17 protein-coding genes are annotated in these 17,939 nt (G+C 45.6%); all 17 read right to left on the bottom strand.

Going from position 1 to position 17,939, the window contains the following annotated elements; genetic code table 11:
- Positions 1-9: 9 nt before the first annotated feature.
- Positions 10-987, bottom strand: coding sequence for a GerMN domain-containing protein (locus MAHAU_RS14935; RefSeq protein WP_013780535.1), 978 nt, complete (start codon positions 985-987; stop codon positions 10-12).
- A gap of 79 nt (positions 988-1,066) precedes the next feature.
- Positions 1,067-2,392, bottom strand: coding sequence for a sensor histidine kinase (locus MAHAU_RS04475; protein WP_171804962.1), 1,326 nt, complete (start codon positions 2,390-2,392; stop codon positions 1,067-1,069).
- Positions 2,393-2,474: 82 nt separating this feature from the next.
- Entirely contained in the window at positions 2,475-3,164 is a 690-nt protein-coding gene (locus MAHAU_RS04470) for a response regulator transcription factor (RefSeq protein ID WP_013780533.1), read from the bottom strand.
- A gap of 60 nt (positions 3,165-3,224) precedes the next feature.
- Positions 3,225-4,079, bottom strand: a complete 855-nt coding sequence (locus MAHAU_RS04465; protein WP_013780532.1) for a sensor histidine kinase — start codon at positions 4,077-4,079, stop codon at positions 3,225-3,227.
- A gap of 210 nt (positions 4,080-4,289) precedes the next feature.
- Positions 4,290-4,877: a chromate transporter gene (locus MAHAU_RS04460; protein WP_013780531.1), complete on the bottom strand. Its 588-nt coding sequence runs from the start codon at positions 4,875-4,877 to the stop codon at positions 4,290-4,292.
- 6 nt (positions 4,878-4,883) lie between these two features.
- A complete protein-coding gene (locus MAHAU_RS04455) occupies positions 4,884-5,492 on the bottom strand; it encodes a chromate transporter (RefSeq protein WP_013780530.1) in 609 nt (202 codons plus the stop codon).
- A 22-nt stretch (positions 5,493-5,514) separates the two neighbouring features.
- Positions 5,515-6,771: an ROK family transcriptional regulator gene (locus MAHAU_RS04450; protein ID WP_013780529.1), complete on the bottom strand. Its 1,257-nt coding sequence runs from the start codon at positions 6,769-6,771 to the stop codon at positions 5,515-5,517.
- Positions 6,772-6,865: 94 nt separating this feature from the next.
- The gene (locus MAHAU_RS04445) at positions 6,866-8,011 is read right to left on the bottom strand and encodes an aminotransferase class V-fold PLP-dependent enzyme (protein WP_041643853.1); all 1,146 of its coding nucleotides are present in this window, start codon (positions 8,009-8,011) and stop codon (positions 6,866-6,868) included.
- Between the two features lie 178 nt (positions 8,012-8,189).
- Positions 8,190-9,047, bottom strand: a complete 858-nt coding sequence (locus MAHAU_RS04440; protein WP_013780527.1) for an FAD/NAD(P)-binding protein — start codon at positions 9,045-9,047, stop codon at positions 8,190-8,192.
- The gene (locus MAHAU_RS15330; protein WP_013780526.1) at positions 9,016-10,047 is read right to left on the bottom strand and encodes a 4Fe-4S dicluster domain-containing protein; all 1,032 of its coding nucleotides are present in this window, start codon (positions 10,045-10,047) and stop codon (positions 9,016-9,018) included. Before MAHAU_RS15330 ends, MAHAU_RS04440 begins: the two co-directional genes overlap by 32 nt.
- 13 nt (positions 10,048-10,060) lie before the next feature.
- Complete coding sequence (locus MAHAU_RS04430; protein ID WP_013780525.1) at positions 10,061-10,915, bottom strand: 4Fe-4S dicluster domain-containing protein; 855 nt, start codon at positions 10,913-10,915, stop codon at positions 10,061-10,063.
- A complete protein-coding gene (locus MAHAU_RS04425) occupies positions 10,912-11,343 on the bottom strand; it encodes a hydrogenase iron-sulfur subunit (RefSeq protein ID WP_041643851.1) in 432 nt (143 codons plus the stop codon). Before MAHAU_RS04425 ends, MAHAU_RS04430 begins: the two co-directional genes overlap by 4 nt.
- A gap of 19 nt (positions 11,344-11,362) precedes the next feature.
- The gene (locus tag MAHAU_RS04420) at positions 11,363-14,392 is read right to left on the bottom strand and encodes a CoB--CoM heterodisulfide reductase iron-sulfur subunit A family protein (protein ID WP_013780523.1); all 3,030 of its coding nucleotides are present in this window, start codon (positions 14,390-14,392) and stop codon (positions 11,363-11,365) included.
- A gap of 12 nt (positions 14,393-14,404) precedes the next feature.
- Positions 14,405-14,851 carry a 4Fe-4S dicluster domain-containing protein gene (locus tag MAHAU_RS04415; protein WP_013780522.1) on the bottom strand — a complete coding sequence of 149 codons (447 nt, stop codon included), beginning with the start codon at positions 14,849-14,851 and terminating at the stop codon, positions 14,405-14,407.
- Complete coding sequence (locus MAHAU_RS04410) at positions 14,852-15,778, bottom strand: methylenetetrahydrofolate reductase (protein WP_013780521.1); 927 nt, start codon at positions 15,776-15,778, stop codon at positions 14,852-14,854. It abuts the gene before it with no gap.
- Positions 15,775-16,443 carry a methylenetetrahydrofolate reductase C-terminal domain-containing protein gene (locus tag MAHAU_RS04405; protein ID WP_013780520.1) on the bottom strand — a complete coding sequence of 223 codons (669 nt, stop codon included), beginning with the start codon at positions 16,441-16,443 and terminating at the stop codon, positions 15,775-15,777. Before MAHAU_RS04405 ends, MAHAU_RS04410 begins: the two co-directional genes overlap by 4 nt.
- Positions 16,440-17,939: a hydrogenase iron-sulfur subunit gene (locus MAHAU_RS04400; protein ID WP_013780519.1), complete on the bottom strand. Its 1,500-nt coding sequence runs from the start codon at positions 17,937-17,939 to the stop codon at positions 16,440-16,442. Before MAHAU_RS04400 ends, MAHAU_RS04405 begins: the two co-directional genes overlap by 4 nt.

The following is a 17,939-nucleotide window of genomic DNA, read 5'->3' as shown; positions in this document are numbered from 1 at the left end:
CTAACTTTCTTATTTTCTTATAGCATTTAACATCTCTAGCTGTAAATCTTCAAAAGGCAATGCCCACTCCAACTTCCATATGCCGTTTAAACGCACCGTTTTCAGCAATGCTTTATCCCTTTTTATAGTGCTTCCGTCGCCTAATTTAATTTCGAAATCTACAGATACTAGCGCCTCATTGCCGTTTAGGTCCAGGCTATAATCATACACCGCATAATCCGTAAGCTTAAAATTTATCTGCTTTGCGGCATCCTTGAATTCCTGAAGAGATCTTTTATTCTTATCATTCATATCATCAGACATATATATATATGCTTTATCAAGATCATTTGCCGATAACGCTTTTAAAAAGCTATTTACAGCAGTTACCGGACTTTGTATTAAACTATTAGCTCTAGCTATCGGCCCGCTTTGTACATTCCCTTTAGGATTTTGACCGTTTATTTCAGGAAATATAGGTGCCTTTTGTCCTTCTACAAGAAATTGAACTTTATCTATTCCATCTAATTCAGTTATGGTATTTACAACAGAATATATCATTAAAACAAGCTTATTAGGTTCTTTTTGATCTATAGACAAAAAGTCCTTACTTACATCGACAAAAGCTATATTATCGCTGGAAGTTACAGAGAGCAGCTTGGTAGCCGGTGGGATAATAGCTACATGACCCCGCTGCATGGGGCCTTTTATCAACTCTGATACAACCAATTCCTCCAATCTTTCAGGGCCCTTTTTTATAGTTCGCCGCTCAGGTACTAAACTTGTACCGTCTTCGCTAAGAAAATACAGCGTTATATCTACATCATATTGCTCGAGATCGGGGCTTATAGGAATAGGAGAACTTCGAGTACTTTTTATCGGTGCAGATTCAGCATCGTCTCGGCTTACGTTTTGGCCAAATAAGTCGCACGATGATAGAGACAATACTATTATAAGGCATATTGTCAATAGTTTAATATACATTGTAATTTTGCTTGAACTATGCACCTCTATTCACTCCTTCCGCACTCATTATACACCTAGTTTTTTACGAATGTTTTAAGCATTTCTAACGTTTTTATTAAGTTTATCCCATATTTAAGGGCAATTTTATAGAGAAACGCGTGCCTTCCCCTTCGCTACTCTCGACATTGATAGTACCTTTATGCAAATAAGCAATTTTTTGTGCTATTGACAAACCAAGACCTGTACCGCCCGTCGCTCTGGATCTGGCTTTATCCACCCTATAGAAACGATCAAATATATAGGGAAGATCTGCTCTCGGTATACCCATGCCGTTATCCACTACTTCGATCAATGCCTCTCCATCTTTCTTGCGTAAACATACATCCACTTTACCGCCCTCCGGAGTATATTTTAACGCATTATCTATTATATTTATCAACATCTGCTTTAATTTAGGTGCATCTCCCCTAATGCTCACGCCCTCTTCACATCTATAGTTCAATTTTATATTCTTAGCAGCAGCTAGCGGCCTCAATACTTTCAAAACTTCATTTATCAGTCTTTCCAAATCTACATCGGTATATGTTATATCGGGTTTATCCTTGTCCAACTGAACCAATGTAAGCAAATCGTTTATAACATTGTTCATCCTGTCTATCTCTGAATCTATATCGTACATGAACTCCTTGTATACTTTTATATCAGCATTTGGATCCTGAACAAGAGACTGTGCCAACACTTTTATTGAGCTTAAAGGTGTCTTTAATTCATGTGAAGCATTGGCTACAAATTCCGATCGGGCCTTGTCCAAGCTCTCAACACGCTGACTCATGGCATTGAAAGCATTACCCAGCTCTATAATCTCCTTGCTTCCGCTTACCTCCACTTTTTGGCGTAGATGACCGCGTCCCATTTCTCGTATAACATCGGTTATATCTTTTATAGGTTTGGTTACAAAACCCGATATAAAATAGCTGAACAACGCGATAGCTACTGCCAAGAATACAGAATAGACCAACAATCTATCCCGTACCTGTGAGATTGAATCATATATATCTTTAAGGGAAGAGGATATGAACACCACTCCTATGATATCGCCATTGGCAGTTATAGGGGCTGTAGAATACATAACCCATTGTCCCTCAGGCAAATAATATTGTTGGCTAACGCTCTCTCCTTTTAGAGCTGCCAAAACCTCTTGATGGTTCAACGTACGGTTAAGAATATTTATATCATTGAATGAATCCACTACTACCGTACCCCTGTGATTCAGTATGAGTATCCTCGCATTCAAGCTATCGCTGAAATCCGATATTACATTGTTGATATACGGATTGGCATCTTGTAGATAGCGTGCAGATACAACCGATATTATATTAGCCTGCTTTACTAAGGTGGTCTTCCTAGACGAAATATAATTTTGCTCCAAAATATTTATCACTGCCATATTGAGCATCGTAAACGAGATCGCTATTATAACAAAATATGAAACTGAGATCTGCCATCGCAAACTTATCGGATGTACATGTTTATTCCTGAGCAAAATAATAGCCCACTCCCCATTTGGTAAAAATAAGCTCGGGCTGACTCGGATTTTTCTCCAATTTCTCCCTCAAGCGTCTTATATGCACGTCTACCGTTCTAAGATCACCCAAATAATCATATTTCCACACAGTTTCCAGTAATTGCTCCCTGCTGAAAATCTTACCCCTCCCATTAACCAATACCTCAAGTAAATCAAATTCTTTCGCAGTCAAATTAGCATCTCGGCCATCCACCAATACTGTCCTGTTCTCAAAATTTATAGTTAAATTTTTTATTTTCAAATACTTATCATTTTTCTTAGGACTTGCTAAATCAAGCCTTCGAAATATAGCTTTTACTCTGGCCTTCAATTCCAGTATATTAAATGGCTTGGCTAAATAATCATCAGCACCATATTCCAGTCCGAGTATTTTATCCATGTCATCGCCTTTAGCCGTCAGCATAATAATAGGAACAGATGATTGCTCCCTCACTTGTCTGCAAACTTCCAACCCGTTTATTTTAGGTAACATTATATCCAATATTATGAGATCATAATGCTCGTTTAATGCCTTATTCAAGCCTTCTTCACCATCATAAGCCGCATCGGTCTCGTATCCGTCCTGCTCTAAGCTAAATTTCAATCCTTTGACCATAATGCGTTCATCATCTATTATAAGTATCTTTTTGGCCAAGATATTAACCACCTTCATATAATGTATATACTGTATTATACATCATTTAATAACGATAATCTATATATTTTGAGAAAGCGGCAACATTATTTGAAACACTGTACCACTTTGCTCATCGCTGTTGAACAATATTCGACCTCTATTTTTATGTACCAATTTTTTTACCACATACAAGCCTAAGCCTTCGCCGTCATGGCCTTTTGTTGTAAAACCCTTTTGCCATATTCTTTCTCCAATATCCGACGGGATAACAGGGACATTGTTTATAACTGTAAATATAGCATATAGCTCATTTTCTTTTATAGATATGAAAAGCTTTTTATATGGTGATGGTTGCTGTGATAGTGCATAAATAGCATTATCCATCAAATTTGATAATATCCTGACAATGTCTACTACACTAGCTTCAACGTCCTCCAACGAGGCCGTGATGTCCAATTCTACATCTATGCCTTTTTTATGGGCTTCATCTGTTTTACTAATAAGTACTGCTGCTATTTCCGGTTTTTTTAATGTTCCTATGCTGAACAAACTGCTTACATCGCCCAACATATTGTTCATATATTGCATAGCATTATCATAAGCCCCCATTTGAAGCAATGTGGATATGACCAATAAATGATTTTGAAAATCGTGGCGCTGAGCACGCAATTCGATTATGATCCGTTCGTAGTCATTTACTTGGGCTTTATAATTATCCGCGTCATTTGCATCTTTAACCAGCTTCCATATTATATAGCATGATAAGGTAACACTTATAGTCAAAATAGCCACTGTTAGAGCTATAAATATACCGCCGAAAGCATTATCGCTATTTTTGAAAGTGAAAAAGCCGAGCACGATAAAGGCCATGCTCAATATAACTATAAAAGCAGTTAGAACGACACCTCTAAATTTCGGCGTCTTTATTTTCACAGCAATACCCCTTTGTTGTCACCAGTATATTTTACAAAATGCTCGGTTTATATTTCTTCCCAAATATTGTTTCGATATAAAAACTACACTACACTCATCTCTCATAAATAATATCCTCATCCTTATCAATTATTACTGCTTAATTTTATATCACCACCCTCATTTTTTCAAGCACTTTCAAACCAACATATTAGATCCTGTATCATCGCACTAAAATATGATAGCCCCTACCAAGCCGGCTATAGCTAGAAGCAATATAGGATGCAGTTTCTTCCACCAAATGAGCGCGGCAAGCGAACCCACAAATATGATCAGGCTTTTAACATCTATATATTGTAATGGATGTGCAAATATACCGATAAACAGTTGCGGCGTAAGAGCGCCTGTAAATATCGACGTCTGAGCAATGGCTACAGCAGCAGCTGCTATAAGGCCTGTTACAACCGGGCGTATACCATAAAACGCATTTTGAACTAACGGATGATACTGAAATTGTATAAAAAAGTGAGATACGATAGTAGCTATAATGAACGATGGCAAAGCTACGCCGAAAGTAGCCGCCAAACCACCTATTATGCCTACAGTCTGATAACCGGTAAATGTTGCCGAATTTACGGCAATCGGGCCAGGCGTCATTTCCGCTATAGCTATTATATCGGCAAATTCCTGCGCCGTCAGCCATGCATGTCCCTCTATCTCCTTTGCCATGAGGGGTATCATAGCATAACCACCGCCAAAGCTGAATAAACCTATCTTAAAAAATGTCGCGATCAATTGAATAATCGTCGTAATATCCATCTTATGTTATTCCTTTCCTGCACGATCGTTCTTATAAGTTTGTTGAATGGTCCTTCGGTCATTTATACCCTGTATAATAAGCCCAAGCATTATGCCGACTAATATTATGTATATAGCATGTATATCGAATATAGCCGAAGCTATAAAGGCACCAGCAGCTATAATAAGACCGATAGCATCTTTAATAGAGCTTTTGCCTATATTCCATGCTGCTACTGCTATCAACGCCACTACGGCAGACCTTATACCGGCAAATACCTTTTGGACGATCATATTCTCCTTAAAAGCCACAAAAATAGATGCGATAATTGTGATCACTATTACCGACGGCAGTATAACGCCTAATGCCGCTGATATCGCACCCGCCATACCTGCTATCTTATAGCCTATAAAAGTAGCGGAATTTATGGCTATGGCACCGGGCAACGATTGTGATACTGCCAATATATCGACTATATCCTCCTGATTTATCCATCCTTTGCCCCCCACCATTTCCCTCTCTATTAGAGGTATCATGGCATAACCGCCACCAAATGTAAATGCACCTATCTTAAAAAACGTTATAAAAAGTGTCCAAAGCATCTTAAAATCTACGGATCGTGTTTTATCGCTCATTATAATGTCCTTTCCATTTCTATCAACTTAATTTTATCCATGACAACTCGTTTGTATTGTCACGTGATTCCCGTATTGCATTGGTTCCGGAACGATGGATCGTTATATTTATTATCATAGCAGCAGCACCCGTGCATACGGCTTCGTTGGACAACAAGCCCTTATCGAAAATATGGGTTTTAGCACCGCCCTCCCCACACAATCTTTTATAGGTCATTTCGACGGCAGCGTCATATATTCGATGGCAATCGTTTATAAGCGGTCCACCGAGCATTACAAGCTGCGGGTTTAATAAACGAGCAAAATTTGCCAAACCGGCCGAAAGGTATACAGCGGCCTCGTCAGCTACGCGCATAGCTATTTCATCGCCTTTCTCCAAAGCTGTACAAAAATCTCGAAAAACCAAATGCGATAGCGGCAAATCATTATTGGACTGGTATTTCTTTATATGCGATGCATAGGACATCAAAATAGCCGGCATCGAGCAGTATGTTTCAAGGCAGCCGTAATTGCCACAACCGCACAGCTTACCGTCTATATCCACTATCATATGCCCAAAAGCATCTTCTTCCTCGTTGAGCCCGGTCACGACAGCGCCGTTCACCATAATCCCGCAGCGTATGCCTATGCCTATTATTATATACGCTATTACACCGGAGCGCTTTACCGCTTTACCGCATGAATATTCACCCATGACAGCGCAATCGGCACCATTAGCCACCATAACGGGCAATCCAGTATATGTTTCCATCATCTGTTTTATCGGAACCATATCCCATCCGTAAGCTGGAAAGTCACGCGGGTGTTTTATAATACCATCCGACGTTATAGGGCCGACCGTCCCGATGCCTATACCCAAGATTTTTCTTTTATCCACCGTCGTTTTGTTTAGCCAAGATACCAAGCGTTCGACAACATTTTGAGGCGTACAGTCTTCGTTCATATCCATAGTACAGCCATCAACCGCCTTAAATGCCATATCAAACAGCACTGCCTTAGTATAGGTACGCGATATATCTATACCCACAGCGTAAGCGAACGATGGCACTATGGCAAAAAGCACTGGCCTCCGGCCTCCGCCCGACGCATCGAAACCGGTCTGCATTATGAGCCCTCTATCAGACAATTCGTCCAATATGCGCGACAATGTAGTTAATTTCATTCCGGTTATATCTTTAATCTCTGCCCGCGTGATCGGTCCGTGCTTTCTTATGATCTCGTACACCTTAATTTTCATAGTATCTCTCATTAAACCAAAAACATCAACGGGTTTCTGCACTAGAATCACTCCATATTCTGTAGTATAACTTATCACCAATTTGGTCAAAAGTCAATAGTTTATTTGAAATGCATGTTTGGGAATAGGATATACGCTAAGCCTTTATGTGTACGATATCTTTAAGCGCGGACACAGCCGCATCTATATCATCTCTCGTATTAAAATAGCTTACGCTGAACCGCACCGCACCTTTATCTATAGTGCCGATGGTCGTATGCGCCAGCGGAGCACAATGTAAACCGGCCCGAGTGGCTATATCATAGCTTTGATCCAACACATTGCTCAATTCGCCATCGGTGATACCATCTATATTGAGCGATATTATGCCCACCCTGCCTTTGGCGTCTGAAGGACCGTATATGGATACACCATTTAGAGAGCGCAGTTCTTCTAGCATTTGCTTTATAAGACCAATCTCGTGTGCATGTATGGCGTTGACGCCTTTGTCCAAGATATATTCGACACCAGCGGCCAGACCGGCTATACCCGGCGTGTTAAGCGTTCCACTCTCAAACTTATCCGGCATAAGATCCGGTTGTATAAGGCTTTCAGAATTGCTTCCGGTACCTCCTTGTTTCAAGGGTTGCAATTCTACTCCCTTTTTTATATACAATCCGCCGGTTCCTTGTGGACCTAAGAGGCCCTTATGCCCCGGGAATGCCAGCATATCGATATTCATTTCGGCCGCATCTATATCACACGTGCCCGCCGTTTGAGCGGCATCAACCAGAAATGTTATTCCATGCTCATGAGCTACCTCCCCAACCTCATTTATTGGCAGGATCGTACCCGTAACGTTCGATGCATGCGTCATCGCTATAAGGCGCGTATTAGGGCGGATATAGCCTTCTATATCCTCCGCATTTAATGTGCCGTCGCTGCCGCAAGGAACAAAACTTACATCCACTCCTTGGGTTTTTAACGTGGTAAGCGGTCTGGCGACGGCGTTGTGTTCCATCGATGTGGTTATTATGTGATCGCCGCTTCGGATAAACCCCTTTACAGCAAGGTTTATTGCATCAGTAGCGTTATATGTGAATACTATATCCATAGGATCAGGTATATTGAATAGCTCGGCTAATAATTCGCGGCACCTATATACCTTTTTGCCTGCCTCAATGGCCATCCTATGGCCTGAGCGACCCGGGTTGGCTCCATATTCCTTCATGCATTTGAGCACGGCTTCATATACATATTCCGGCTTAGGATAAGATGTAGCAGCATTATCAAGATATATCAAAGTATTCACCATTCTTTTAAGTTATAATCATATCTATGCTCATGCAGTAGAAGATATGTTTAACTTTAACTGTAACTTTAAGTAATCCACATTATGCACAAAGTTATCCACAGACCAAAATGCTAATAATCGCTGCTTTGGACAAACTTTTAACAATATCCACATCTAATATATCAACTTAATACTCGTCCGGCATCTCATTCAACTGAGTCATTGTGAACACAGGGCCGTCGACGCAAACATAGCGGTGGCCGATGTTGCAGCGTCCGCATTTGCCGAGACCGCATGTCATGCGCATTTCCAGCGTGGTTATGATACTATCCGGCGCAAAGCCCATGTCCATCAAAGCTTTGGATACCGATTTTATCATTATTGGCGGGCCGCACGTAACGGCTACGGTATTGTCCGACGAAATGCCCATATCGGGCAACAGGACATGAGGAAATCCTACCATACCGTCCCAACCGGTCTCTGGACGGTCTATGGTAAATTTCACATCTAGGTCCCTTATCTGTTTCCAACGGTCGTATTCCCACGTAAATGTCATATCCGCAGTGCTGCGTGCGGCACTGAAAATCATTATGTGGCCGAATCGCGAGCGATGGCTTTCATCTGTCACATAGTTTATCAACGAGCGCAGCGGTGCCAATCCTATGCCACCTGCAACAAACAACAGCTTTTTGTCTTCCATGGCCTCTACAGGAAAGTAATTGCCGAAAGGACCGCGCACTCCTATAGTATCCCCCTCTTTCAGACTGTGTATGGCTTGTGTGACCGAACCCGCACGCTTTATGCTGAATTCCACATAACCTCGCTGCGTAGGCGACGACGCAAGGCAAAAAGGCGCTTCTCCAACGCCGAATACCGATACCTCGGCAAATTGCCCCGGCTTATAGTTGAAGTCCTCATCTTCAAGTATTACTTTTAATGTTTTTATGTCATTGTTATCGGTCTTTGTCTCTTGCTTTATATCCACTACAGTGCCTTTTATAGGCGCAAAAGGATTATTCAACACTTGTCGCCACCTCTCTGCCATAATCGCATGCCTGCTTTATAATGCGCCGTATGTCCACATTTGTAGGGCATTGCCTCACACACCTGCCGCAGCCGACGCACGATACGACGCCGAAATTGATAGGATAGTAGCAAAATTTATGCATAAAGCGCTGGCGCACTCGTTCTTTCTGCGTCGGCCTCGGATTATGGCCCGAGGTATGTTCGGTAAACAACGCGTACATACAAGAATCCCAATCCCTGTAGCGTTTGACCGCACCTTTGGTACGTTCATCATAGAACTCAAAGCAATGGCATGTCGAACATACATAGGTGCATGTGCCGCATCCTATGCAGCGTTGATACGCCTCATCCCAAAGCGGCGCCTCAAAAAAGGTTTTTTCATCGGGCAGATCGGCCAAGTCGAATTCGGGCGGCATCATGGCCTCTATGGACTCGCGGGCATTATGCGCCGCCTCTACATCCTCTTGTGAGGCATCGGGTAAACCATTGGCCAAATCGCTGCCATTTTGGGTTATGACATCTATGAGATAGGCATCGCCTATATCATGCCAGAACATGTCGCATTGCTCGTTATGCGCCGGCGATATGCCTAATGTAGTGCAAAATCCACCATCATCCGGTTTGTTGCAGGCATAACCTATCACTATGGTATTATCGCGCCGCACTTTATAATATGGGTCTACATAGTGCTCATTTATGAATACCTTATCTATGACTGGAAATGATGTCACATCGCAGGATTTTACGCCCAGCAATATAGTTGGTTTAGCCGATATCGGAGCCTGCACTTCTCCATCCCTTATTTCAAACAGCTCATCGTTTTGCGGAAAGAAAAACTCTTTTGGGGTCTTTATGCTGTTGCCATCGCTCAGGTATATACGCTTAGGGTCATCGATGTGCCTGAACTCCATAGTCATCCCATATTTCACCGGCGCTATCACATCGTAATCCTTCATCCATCGGTTTACTATATCGGCCATATTTGCCTTTTGCAACATTTTATATGATATAACGCTCATATAATCACCCCCATCAATCCACAAAAGCCTTTTGGCTGTCTTCCAACCGGTAATCGGCCAACGCAGGCTTTTCATCAAGCATAAGCCCTGCATCATAGTCATATAATTCTTTGCAGTCGTCGCTTACCTTTTGCGCCAGATACCATATCTTAAGGTCCATAGGGCATACCCTCTCGCACGCTCCGCATTGTACGCATCGGCCGGCTGTATGCATGATTCTGCCGAGATGATAGTATATATTATCCGAAAGGTCAGTGGTCCTGGCCATCCATCTCGGTTGATTCCTGTCCACAAAACACTTATTACAATAGCATAGATAGCATGCTTGACGGCAAGAATAACAGCGTATGCATTTTTTCATCTGACTGGTAAAATAAGCCCAGCGCTCATCGGGCATCATGGCATCTATCTTGGCCATGGTCGGCGAAAGCTTGTATTCGCTTTCCTCCATCGCATCGCCGATAAAATAATCGTATACTGGCGGATTATGGTGACGGCATACCTGGCAGCTTTCATAAACGCGGCCGCGTTCATCGGTCATGCCCGGGCATACCATGCCTATGATGACGATCTGTTCTCTCGGGAATTGATGCTCCACCATAAGCCCAACTATAGCCCTGGCGTCGCAGGCCTTGGCTACTATGGCCATTCGTTTGTCTTTATAGCGCAGGGCATACTTGGCTAGCATATTCTCGCATTTATCATTCCACACCAGCGTTTGTATTTCTTCCAGAGAGGTTATGAATGCAGGCGCGGCTTTGCCTTTCACAGACGCTTGCTCGTAACCTATGATTATATCCACTTTGCCGTTTGTCAATAATTCAGAGGTTATATTCCTCATTTTTTGCTGCTGCTGTTCCCAATTCACCGCGTTGCCTCCTTCACCAGTCGAGTAGGTTTGCCTAAGCGCTTTATATCCCCTGTAACCTGCGTTATAACCTCCGCAAAGCGGGCCCCTTCCGATGCCGATACCCATGAAAATTGCACCCTATCCGGCTCCACGCCTACATATTCGAGCAAATTTTTAAGCACCGTAAATTTGCGCCGCGCATACATATTGCCGGTGGAGTAATGGCAATCGCCCGGATGGCATCCTGATACCAGCACGCCGTCGGCACCCTCCTGAAGTGCTCTTATTATATAAAGCGGATTTACCCTGCCCGAGCACGGCACCCTTATCACCCTTACATTCGGTGGGTACTGTATACGGCTGGTACCAGCAAGATCAGCCCCGGCATAACTGCACCAATTGCATAAAAAAGCCACTATCTTGGGCTCCCATTCCTGTTCGTTCATATTGTTCACCCCTTACTCCTTACCAATTATACAATGCGTCGAGCTGAGCCAATATCTCATTGTCGTCGAAACCCTGTAGATCCACGGCACCGGGACGGCACGTGGCCGCGCACAGGCCACAGCCTTTGCACAAGGCAGCGTTGACCACCGCGACATGCAGCTGCGGGTCCACCGCTATAGCCTTGTAAGGACATATGCTCTCACATATACCGCAAGCGACGCATAGGAAGCGATTCACCTTCGCCACCATGCCGTCGGTGGTAATATACTCTTTAGCCAATATAGATGCTGCCCGAGCCGCCGCACCCTGCGCCTGGGCTATTACCTCGTCGGCATTCTTAGGCGCATGGGCCATGCCGCACAGGAATATCCCGTCTGTGGCAAACTCTACCGGCCTGAGCTTCATGTGGGCTTCAAGGAAGAATCCATCCTGATTTATCGGCACCTTAAGCATCTTGGACAGCTCGGCATTACTTTCTCTGTCCGCCTCTATGGCGGCGCTCAATATGAGATAATCGGCTTTTATTTTCAACGTCCGGCCTATTAAATGCTCATAAAATTCGACGTTTACTTTATTCAAATCATCTTCATCGACTGTGACGCGCGGCTTATCATCCACATCGTAGCGGACAAAATCCACGCCTAACCGACGCGCTTTCTCGTAATATAATTCGTTCATGCCATAAGTGCGCATTTCGCGATACAATATAGTAATTTGTATAGTGGGATCCATCTCTTTCAGGTATAAGGCGTTCTTAACCGCCTGCGTGCAGCATACGCGGCTGCAATAAGGCCGCTGAGGCTCCCTGGAACCGACGCATTGTATCATGACGACGCGTTTACCCTTGAAATCGTCAACATGATGCTTGATTTGGCGCTCCAGCTTGAGCTGCGTCATGACGGCCGGATGTTGGCCGTATAGATATTCGGTCGGAACAGCCTCATTGGCGCCCACCGCCACTATGATCACGCCGTGGTTTAATTTTATAGTATCCCGCCCCTTTTGCATCGTAGTAACGAAGTTACCTACATAGCCTTCCACTCCACTGATATGGGCCGATGTTAAGACGGTAATATACGGATGATCGTACACGCTTTCGGTCAGCTCATCCATGTATTGTTCGAATGAACGGCCTCTTGCGGACATATTCATCAGCCTTGCGTTTCCGCCCAATACGGGTTCTTTTTCCACAAGGTATACCTTATAGCCCTGCTTAGCTAACGACAACGCCGATGTCATCCCGGCCAATCCGCCACCTATGACCAGCGCGCTGCTATCTTTAGGCAATACCTGCTGCTGCAGCGGTTGGGCATAGTATGCTTTAGCCACCGCCATCCTTATAAGGTCCTTTGCCTTTTCGGTGGCTTCCTCCGGGTAATCCATATGCACCCACGAGCATTGATCCCTTATATTGACCATGGTGAACAAATAAGGGTTAAGCCCCGATTTCCTCAATACGTCCTGAAACAGCGGTTCATGCGTTCTGGGCGTGCACGAGGCCACCACCACGCGGTTCAGGTTATGCTCCTTTATCATATCGGCTATAAAGCCCTGCGTATCCGCGGCGCAGGCATACATGGTATCATCCACATACTCCACATATGGCAATGTCCTGGCATATTCCGCCGCAGCTTTGACGTCGACCACTCCGGCTATGTTGGTACCGCAATGGCATACGAATACCCCTATGCGCGGCCGCTCTCTGCCTATATCGCGCATAGGAACCTCTTCGGGCTTTGGTATCTCCGGACCGGTCAGATCCTTTACCAGTTGAGCGGCCAATGATGCCGCACCGCTAGCCTCATATACCGTTTCGGGTATGTCCTTGGGACCTGTCAGCACACCGCACGCCAATACGCCCTCACGCGTTGTCTGTATGGGAGCCATGCTTCCTGCATACACAAAACCGTAACGATCGGTTTTTATGCCGGCGCGTTGGCATAATTCCACCACATCCGGGCGCGGCACCAATCCGACTGACAATACCACCATGTCGAATTCGTCCTCGCTGACGCTACCCTGTTCATCCACGGCATAGAGCTTCAAGTTATGGGTATCGCTATCTTCTACTATCTCAGCCACACGGCTGCGCACGAAATTTATCCCCTGTTTCTTGGCATTCTCATAATACCGTTCGAAATCCTTGCCGAATGCGCGCATATCCATATAATAGATCGACAGATCCTCTACGGATTTAATATGCTCTCTGGTTATAACAGCCTCTTTCATAGCGTACATACAACATACCGAAGAACAGTATTCCCGATTGCATTTGGCATCCCGCGAACTTACGCATTGAAGAAAGGCTATGCGCTTGGGTTCTTTGCCGTCCGGGCGCTTTATATGGCCGCCATACGGGCCGGAGGCGCTCATAATGCGCTCGTATTCCATACTGGTAACGACGTTTCTGTATGAGCCGTAGCCATACTCCGGCTTAAGCTCGGCCTCAAACGCATCATAACCCGTAGCCAGTATAACCGCCCCTACCTCTAGCTCTATATCCTTATCGCGCTGACCATACCTTATGGCCTTGCGCGGGCATATCCTGGCGCATCGCCCGCACTTATCGTTTTTATCCCTGTTCAAGAATCTGCAGAATCTATCGTCGATGGTGGCCACGTTCGGTATGCCCTGCTGAAATAGCATATATATCGCTTTGCGCTGGTCGATGCCCATATTGAAATCATCATCGACATATTGCGGACACACGTCCAAGCACTGGCGGCAACCGTTGCAGGCATCTTCGTCTACATAACGCGCCTTTTTGGTTACTATAGCGGTGAAATCTCCGGCTTGGCCCCTTATGTCCTTTAATTCGCTGTATGAGTATATCTTTATAAGCGGGTGATTGGCACAGCTGCTCATTTTGGGCGCCAATATACATGTCGAACAATCATTTGTCGGGAATGTCTTGTCCAATTGGGCCATTCGCCCTCCTATGGAAGGCTGACTTTCGACCAGATATACCGGTATGCCCATTTCTGCCAAATCCAGCGATGCCTGTATGCCGGCTATGCCGCCTCCTACCACCATTACGGGTTTGCTCATGCCGTCAACCCCCTATACATCCTTTATCCGTTCGAGCATTGCAGCCTTTGATTCGTCCAGATCACCGTCATAGAGCCCTTTTACCAATTCTTTACGCAATATTTTCGAAAATGCGTCTATATCTTCTACCTTATCGGCAAACTCCTGCGTAGCATAGCCCTCGGCCACCGCCAAGCGGCGCAATGCCTTTATGATCTCGGTAAACCTCACGTCCTGTGGACAGCGCGTCATACAAGCATGGCATTGATAACACAGCCATATTTCATGGCCGGATAACACCTCATCCTTTAATCCGAGCAATACCATGCGTATAATCTTTCTGGGATTAAACTCCTCTGCTATCCGACTGACCGGGCATACAGCAGTGCACGCGCCGCAGGCGTAACAAAGGTTAAGGTTTACGCCGCCTGGCATGGACGATACTATTTCCTTAAATTGTGAATTAATTGTTTCTATCATTTATTGCACCTCCGCCTGTGGCCTGGGATACAGCCCGGCCCTTTGTACCACGACGGGTGTTATCTGCTCGGAACTGACCGGCATAAGATGAATACCCGCCACTCCATCGATTTTACGCACAGCCTCGATGATCTCCAGCGTTATGCGCATGCCCTCTTCTTCCTGATTATCGGCCGAATCCATGCGTTTTATAAGGTCGGGCGGTATGCGTATGCCGGCCACCGTATCGTTCATTATCTTAAGGCTTCTAGCCGTCTTTATGGGGATAATACCGGCCAATATATAAGCCTGTTTATGGTACCCCATCTCCCTTACGGCTTTCATCCAATCGCCGAAGCCCTCCACATCGAATATAGCCTGGGTTTGGAAAAATTGTACCCCGGCCGCTATTTTTTTGCCCATGCTTATCAGGTAAAGTTCGGTCGGCTGAGCAAACGGATGAGCCGCGGCGCCTATAAACATTTGCGGTTCGGTTTTTATTTCCTTGCCGTTTATAAACCGCTTGTCATCCCTCATGCCCTTGACCGTATGGATTAGCTGTATGGAATCCAGATCATAGACGTTTTTGGCCTGAGGATCGTTGCCGAAACTCTGATGGTCGCCAGATAAGCATAATAAATTCTTTAGTCCCAGGCCGGCTGCACCCAATATATCGCTCTGCAACGCTATCCTATTGCGGTCGCGGCAGGTCATCTGAAACACCGTTTCCACGCCCTCCTGCTGTACTATGGCAGCGGTGGCTATGCTGGACATGCGCACCACGGCGCTCTGATTATCGGTTATATTAGCGGCGTCGACATAACCCTTGTAATAACCGGCCTTCTGCCTGACGAGATTCACATTGGCGCTCATGGGCGGCCCTATCTCGGCGGTAACAGCAAAATGGCCCTGCTTCAGCACAGCTTGAAGATGGCTTAACGCCGTCATAAGGCTATCCCCTCCTTGCGCAGTTTTCTTGCACCGCCGTGGCGGCCGTAAGACCAGTCCTTCGGTTCGAAGAATTGTTTCATATCGTCCAAGCGGCCTATAGCTTTCAAGCGGTTGTATATGAGATACCAGGCGCAATCTATTTCTGGATTTACCTCGCATTTGCCGTCTTCGGCACCACCGCACGGACCGTTGAGCAGGCTCTTGGAGCAGCGGGCTATCGGGCATATGCCGCCCCTTTTATCCAGTATGCAATTGCCGCATCCGGCACAGCGCACCTGAAATACTCCAGTATCTATGGGCATACCCATGAATTTGGTATTGACGCCCGGCAGCACGACCTTGTCCGGATAGCGTTCGGCTATAGCCTGCACGCCCACGCCGCAGGCAAACGACAGCACCGCATCGGCTTGTTCTATAAGGTCGGCTATATCGTCTAAAAACTCCCACTCGCATTGCCTCTTTACGGTTTCGGTGGTCGCCGTGACATCCCGGCCTGCTTTTGCCGCGTTGAGCCTTATGAGCGCCGATATGAATTCGGCCTCTTTCTCGCCGCCGGCGAGGGATACAGTTGTACATGTCCCGCATCCCAACACCAGTACCCTCTTATATGGCTTTATCATATCCAACAATTCGGTTACGGGTTTCTCCTGTCCGATTATCATAGCGCCACCTCCAACCCGATAGCATTATAAGCTGAATTTATTTTCTCTAACACATCATCCGGCGACGGGCCGGCTACATCCATGACCACTATACTATCCTGTGCTATACCCATATCGGCCAATGTGTCCTGCAACGCCTTCATCTGGCGACGCATATCGGTATTGCCGTTAACATGCCGGCAGGCGTCGCTGTAGCAGGCCAGTATCAGTATGCGCTGAAATCCTGCATACAGGTCATCGACCAGTTCCTCAGGCTTTATGCTGCCCGAGCATGGCATCTCGGCCAGCTCCATTCCCTGAGGCAATTGGGCGACCATATTTATTGCATCCAGTGCCTTTTTAGCAGAATTCTTACAACAATACACCTTTAAGCGTTTTTGACCGCTGCCTTCTTTCATAAGCCTTTTGCCGTTATCAGCCAGGTTTATGGCTTCAGCCGGGCATACGGCCCCGCATATGCCACAGCCTTGGCATGCCATATCGTATACCGCCATGGACGGCATGTCATCGCTCACATGCAGCGCCCCATGAGGGCAAAATCTAAGGCATGTAAGGCACAGCGAGCACTTGAACGGATTTATCTCAGCTATCACCTCGGCGGCTTGCCGAAGGTCGTCTAGTTGAATCTTTATATCCAATGCGGTGTAAGCAGCATCGCCGTTCACATCGTTTAAGCCGGCCGGGCCTTTGCATGCTCCGATTACATATACGCCTCTGCGGTTGGTCGCGGTAAACGGATAATACGCGTTATCATATTGAAAGAATCCCTCTGGATTAACGCCTATGCCAAGCTTTTGAGCCAACGACGACGTCTGAGCTTGCGGCTTCAACACATCCGACATGGCAACTATGTCTGCTTGTATAGCTATATCCTGTGTATAGTCATTAAAGTTTACCATTGTTTTCCCATTCAAAGGCATTACGGCGAGTGAATCCTTGCTATATTTTATAAAGACTACGCCTTCGGCCCTGGCCATGCGGTAAGCGTTCTCGACCTCGAAATGAGAGCCGCGTATGAATCGGCAAAGATAGTATATGTCGCAGCCCCACATTTTTCCAACCTGTCTGGCCAAGTCTATACCTATAGCGCTGACCCATTGCCCGTCATCTACATCGGCATCCTGTATAAAGACTACTGCCATTGGCAATGTATACTCTTTAGCATTTAACAACGCCGGTAAATCCTTGAACGATACCGCCTTATCGCCAGCCGAATTCATCAATGAACATGGTACCATATCCGCGCCCGTAGCCGCTATTATAGACGATACGGTTTCAGTCTGTTCCCCGTCATTTGTGTCAAAGACCGCTTCAAACGCGCCTATCTGGCCTTCTATATGCTTTAGCGTCCAACCGTCCTTATATGTTATTCTGTCATCGGCTATAGGAAATGCGCCCTCCCCTATAACCAGCGCCTCCATTCCAACAGCGGCTGCAGCTCTGGCCGCCACAGCGGCGTCATCTCCGTTGCCTATAATCAATATTCTATGCTGCAT

Origin of the sequence: Mahella australiensis 50-1 BON, from assembly GCF_000213255.1 — a bacterium.
GTDB classification, from domain to species: Bacteria; Bacillota; Clostridia; order Mahellales; family Mahellaceae; genus Mahella; species Mahella australiensis.
This window is presented reverse-complemented; position numbering and strand designations above follow the sequence as displayed.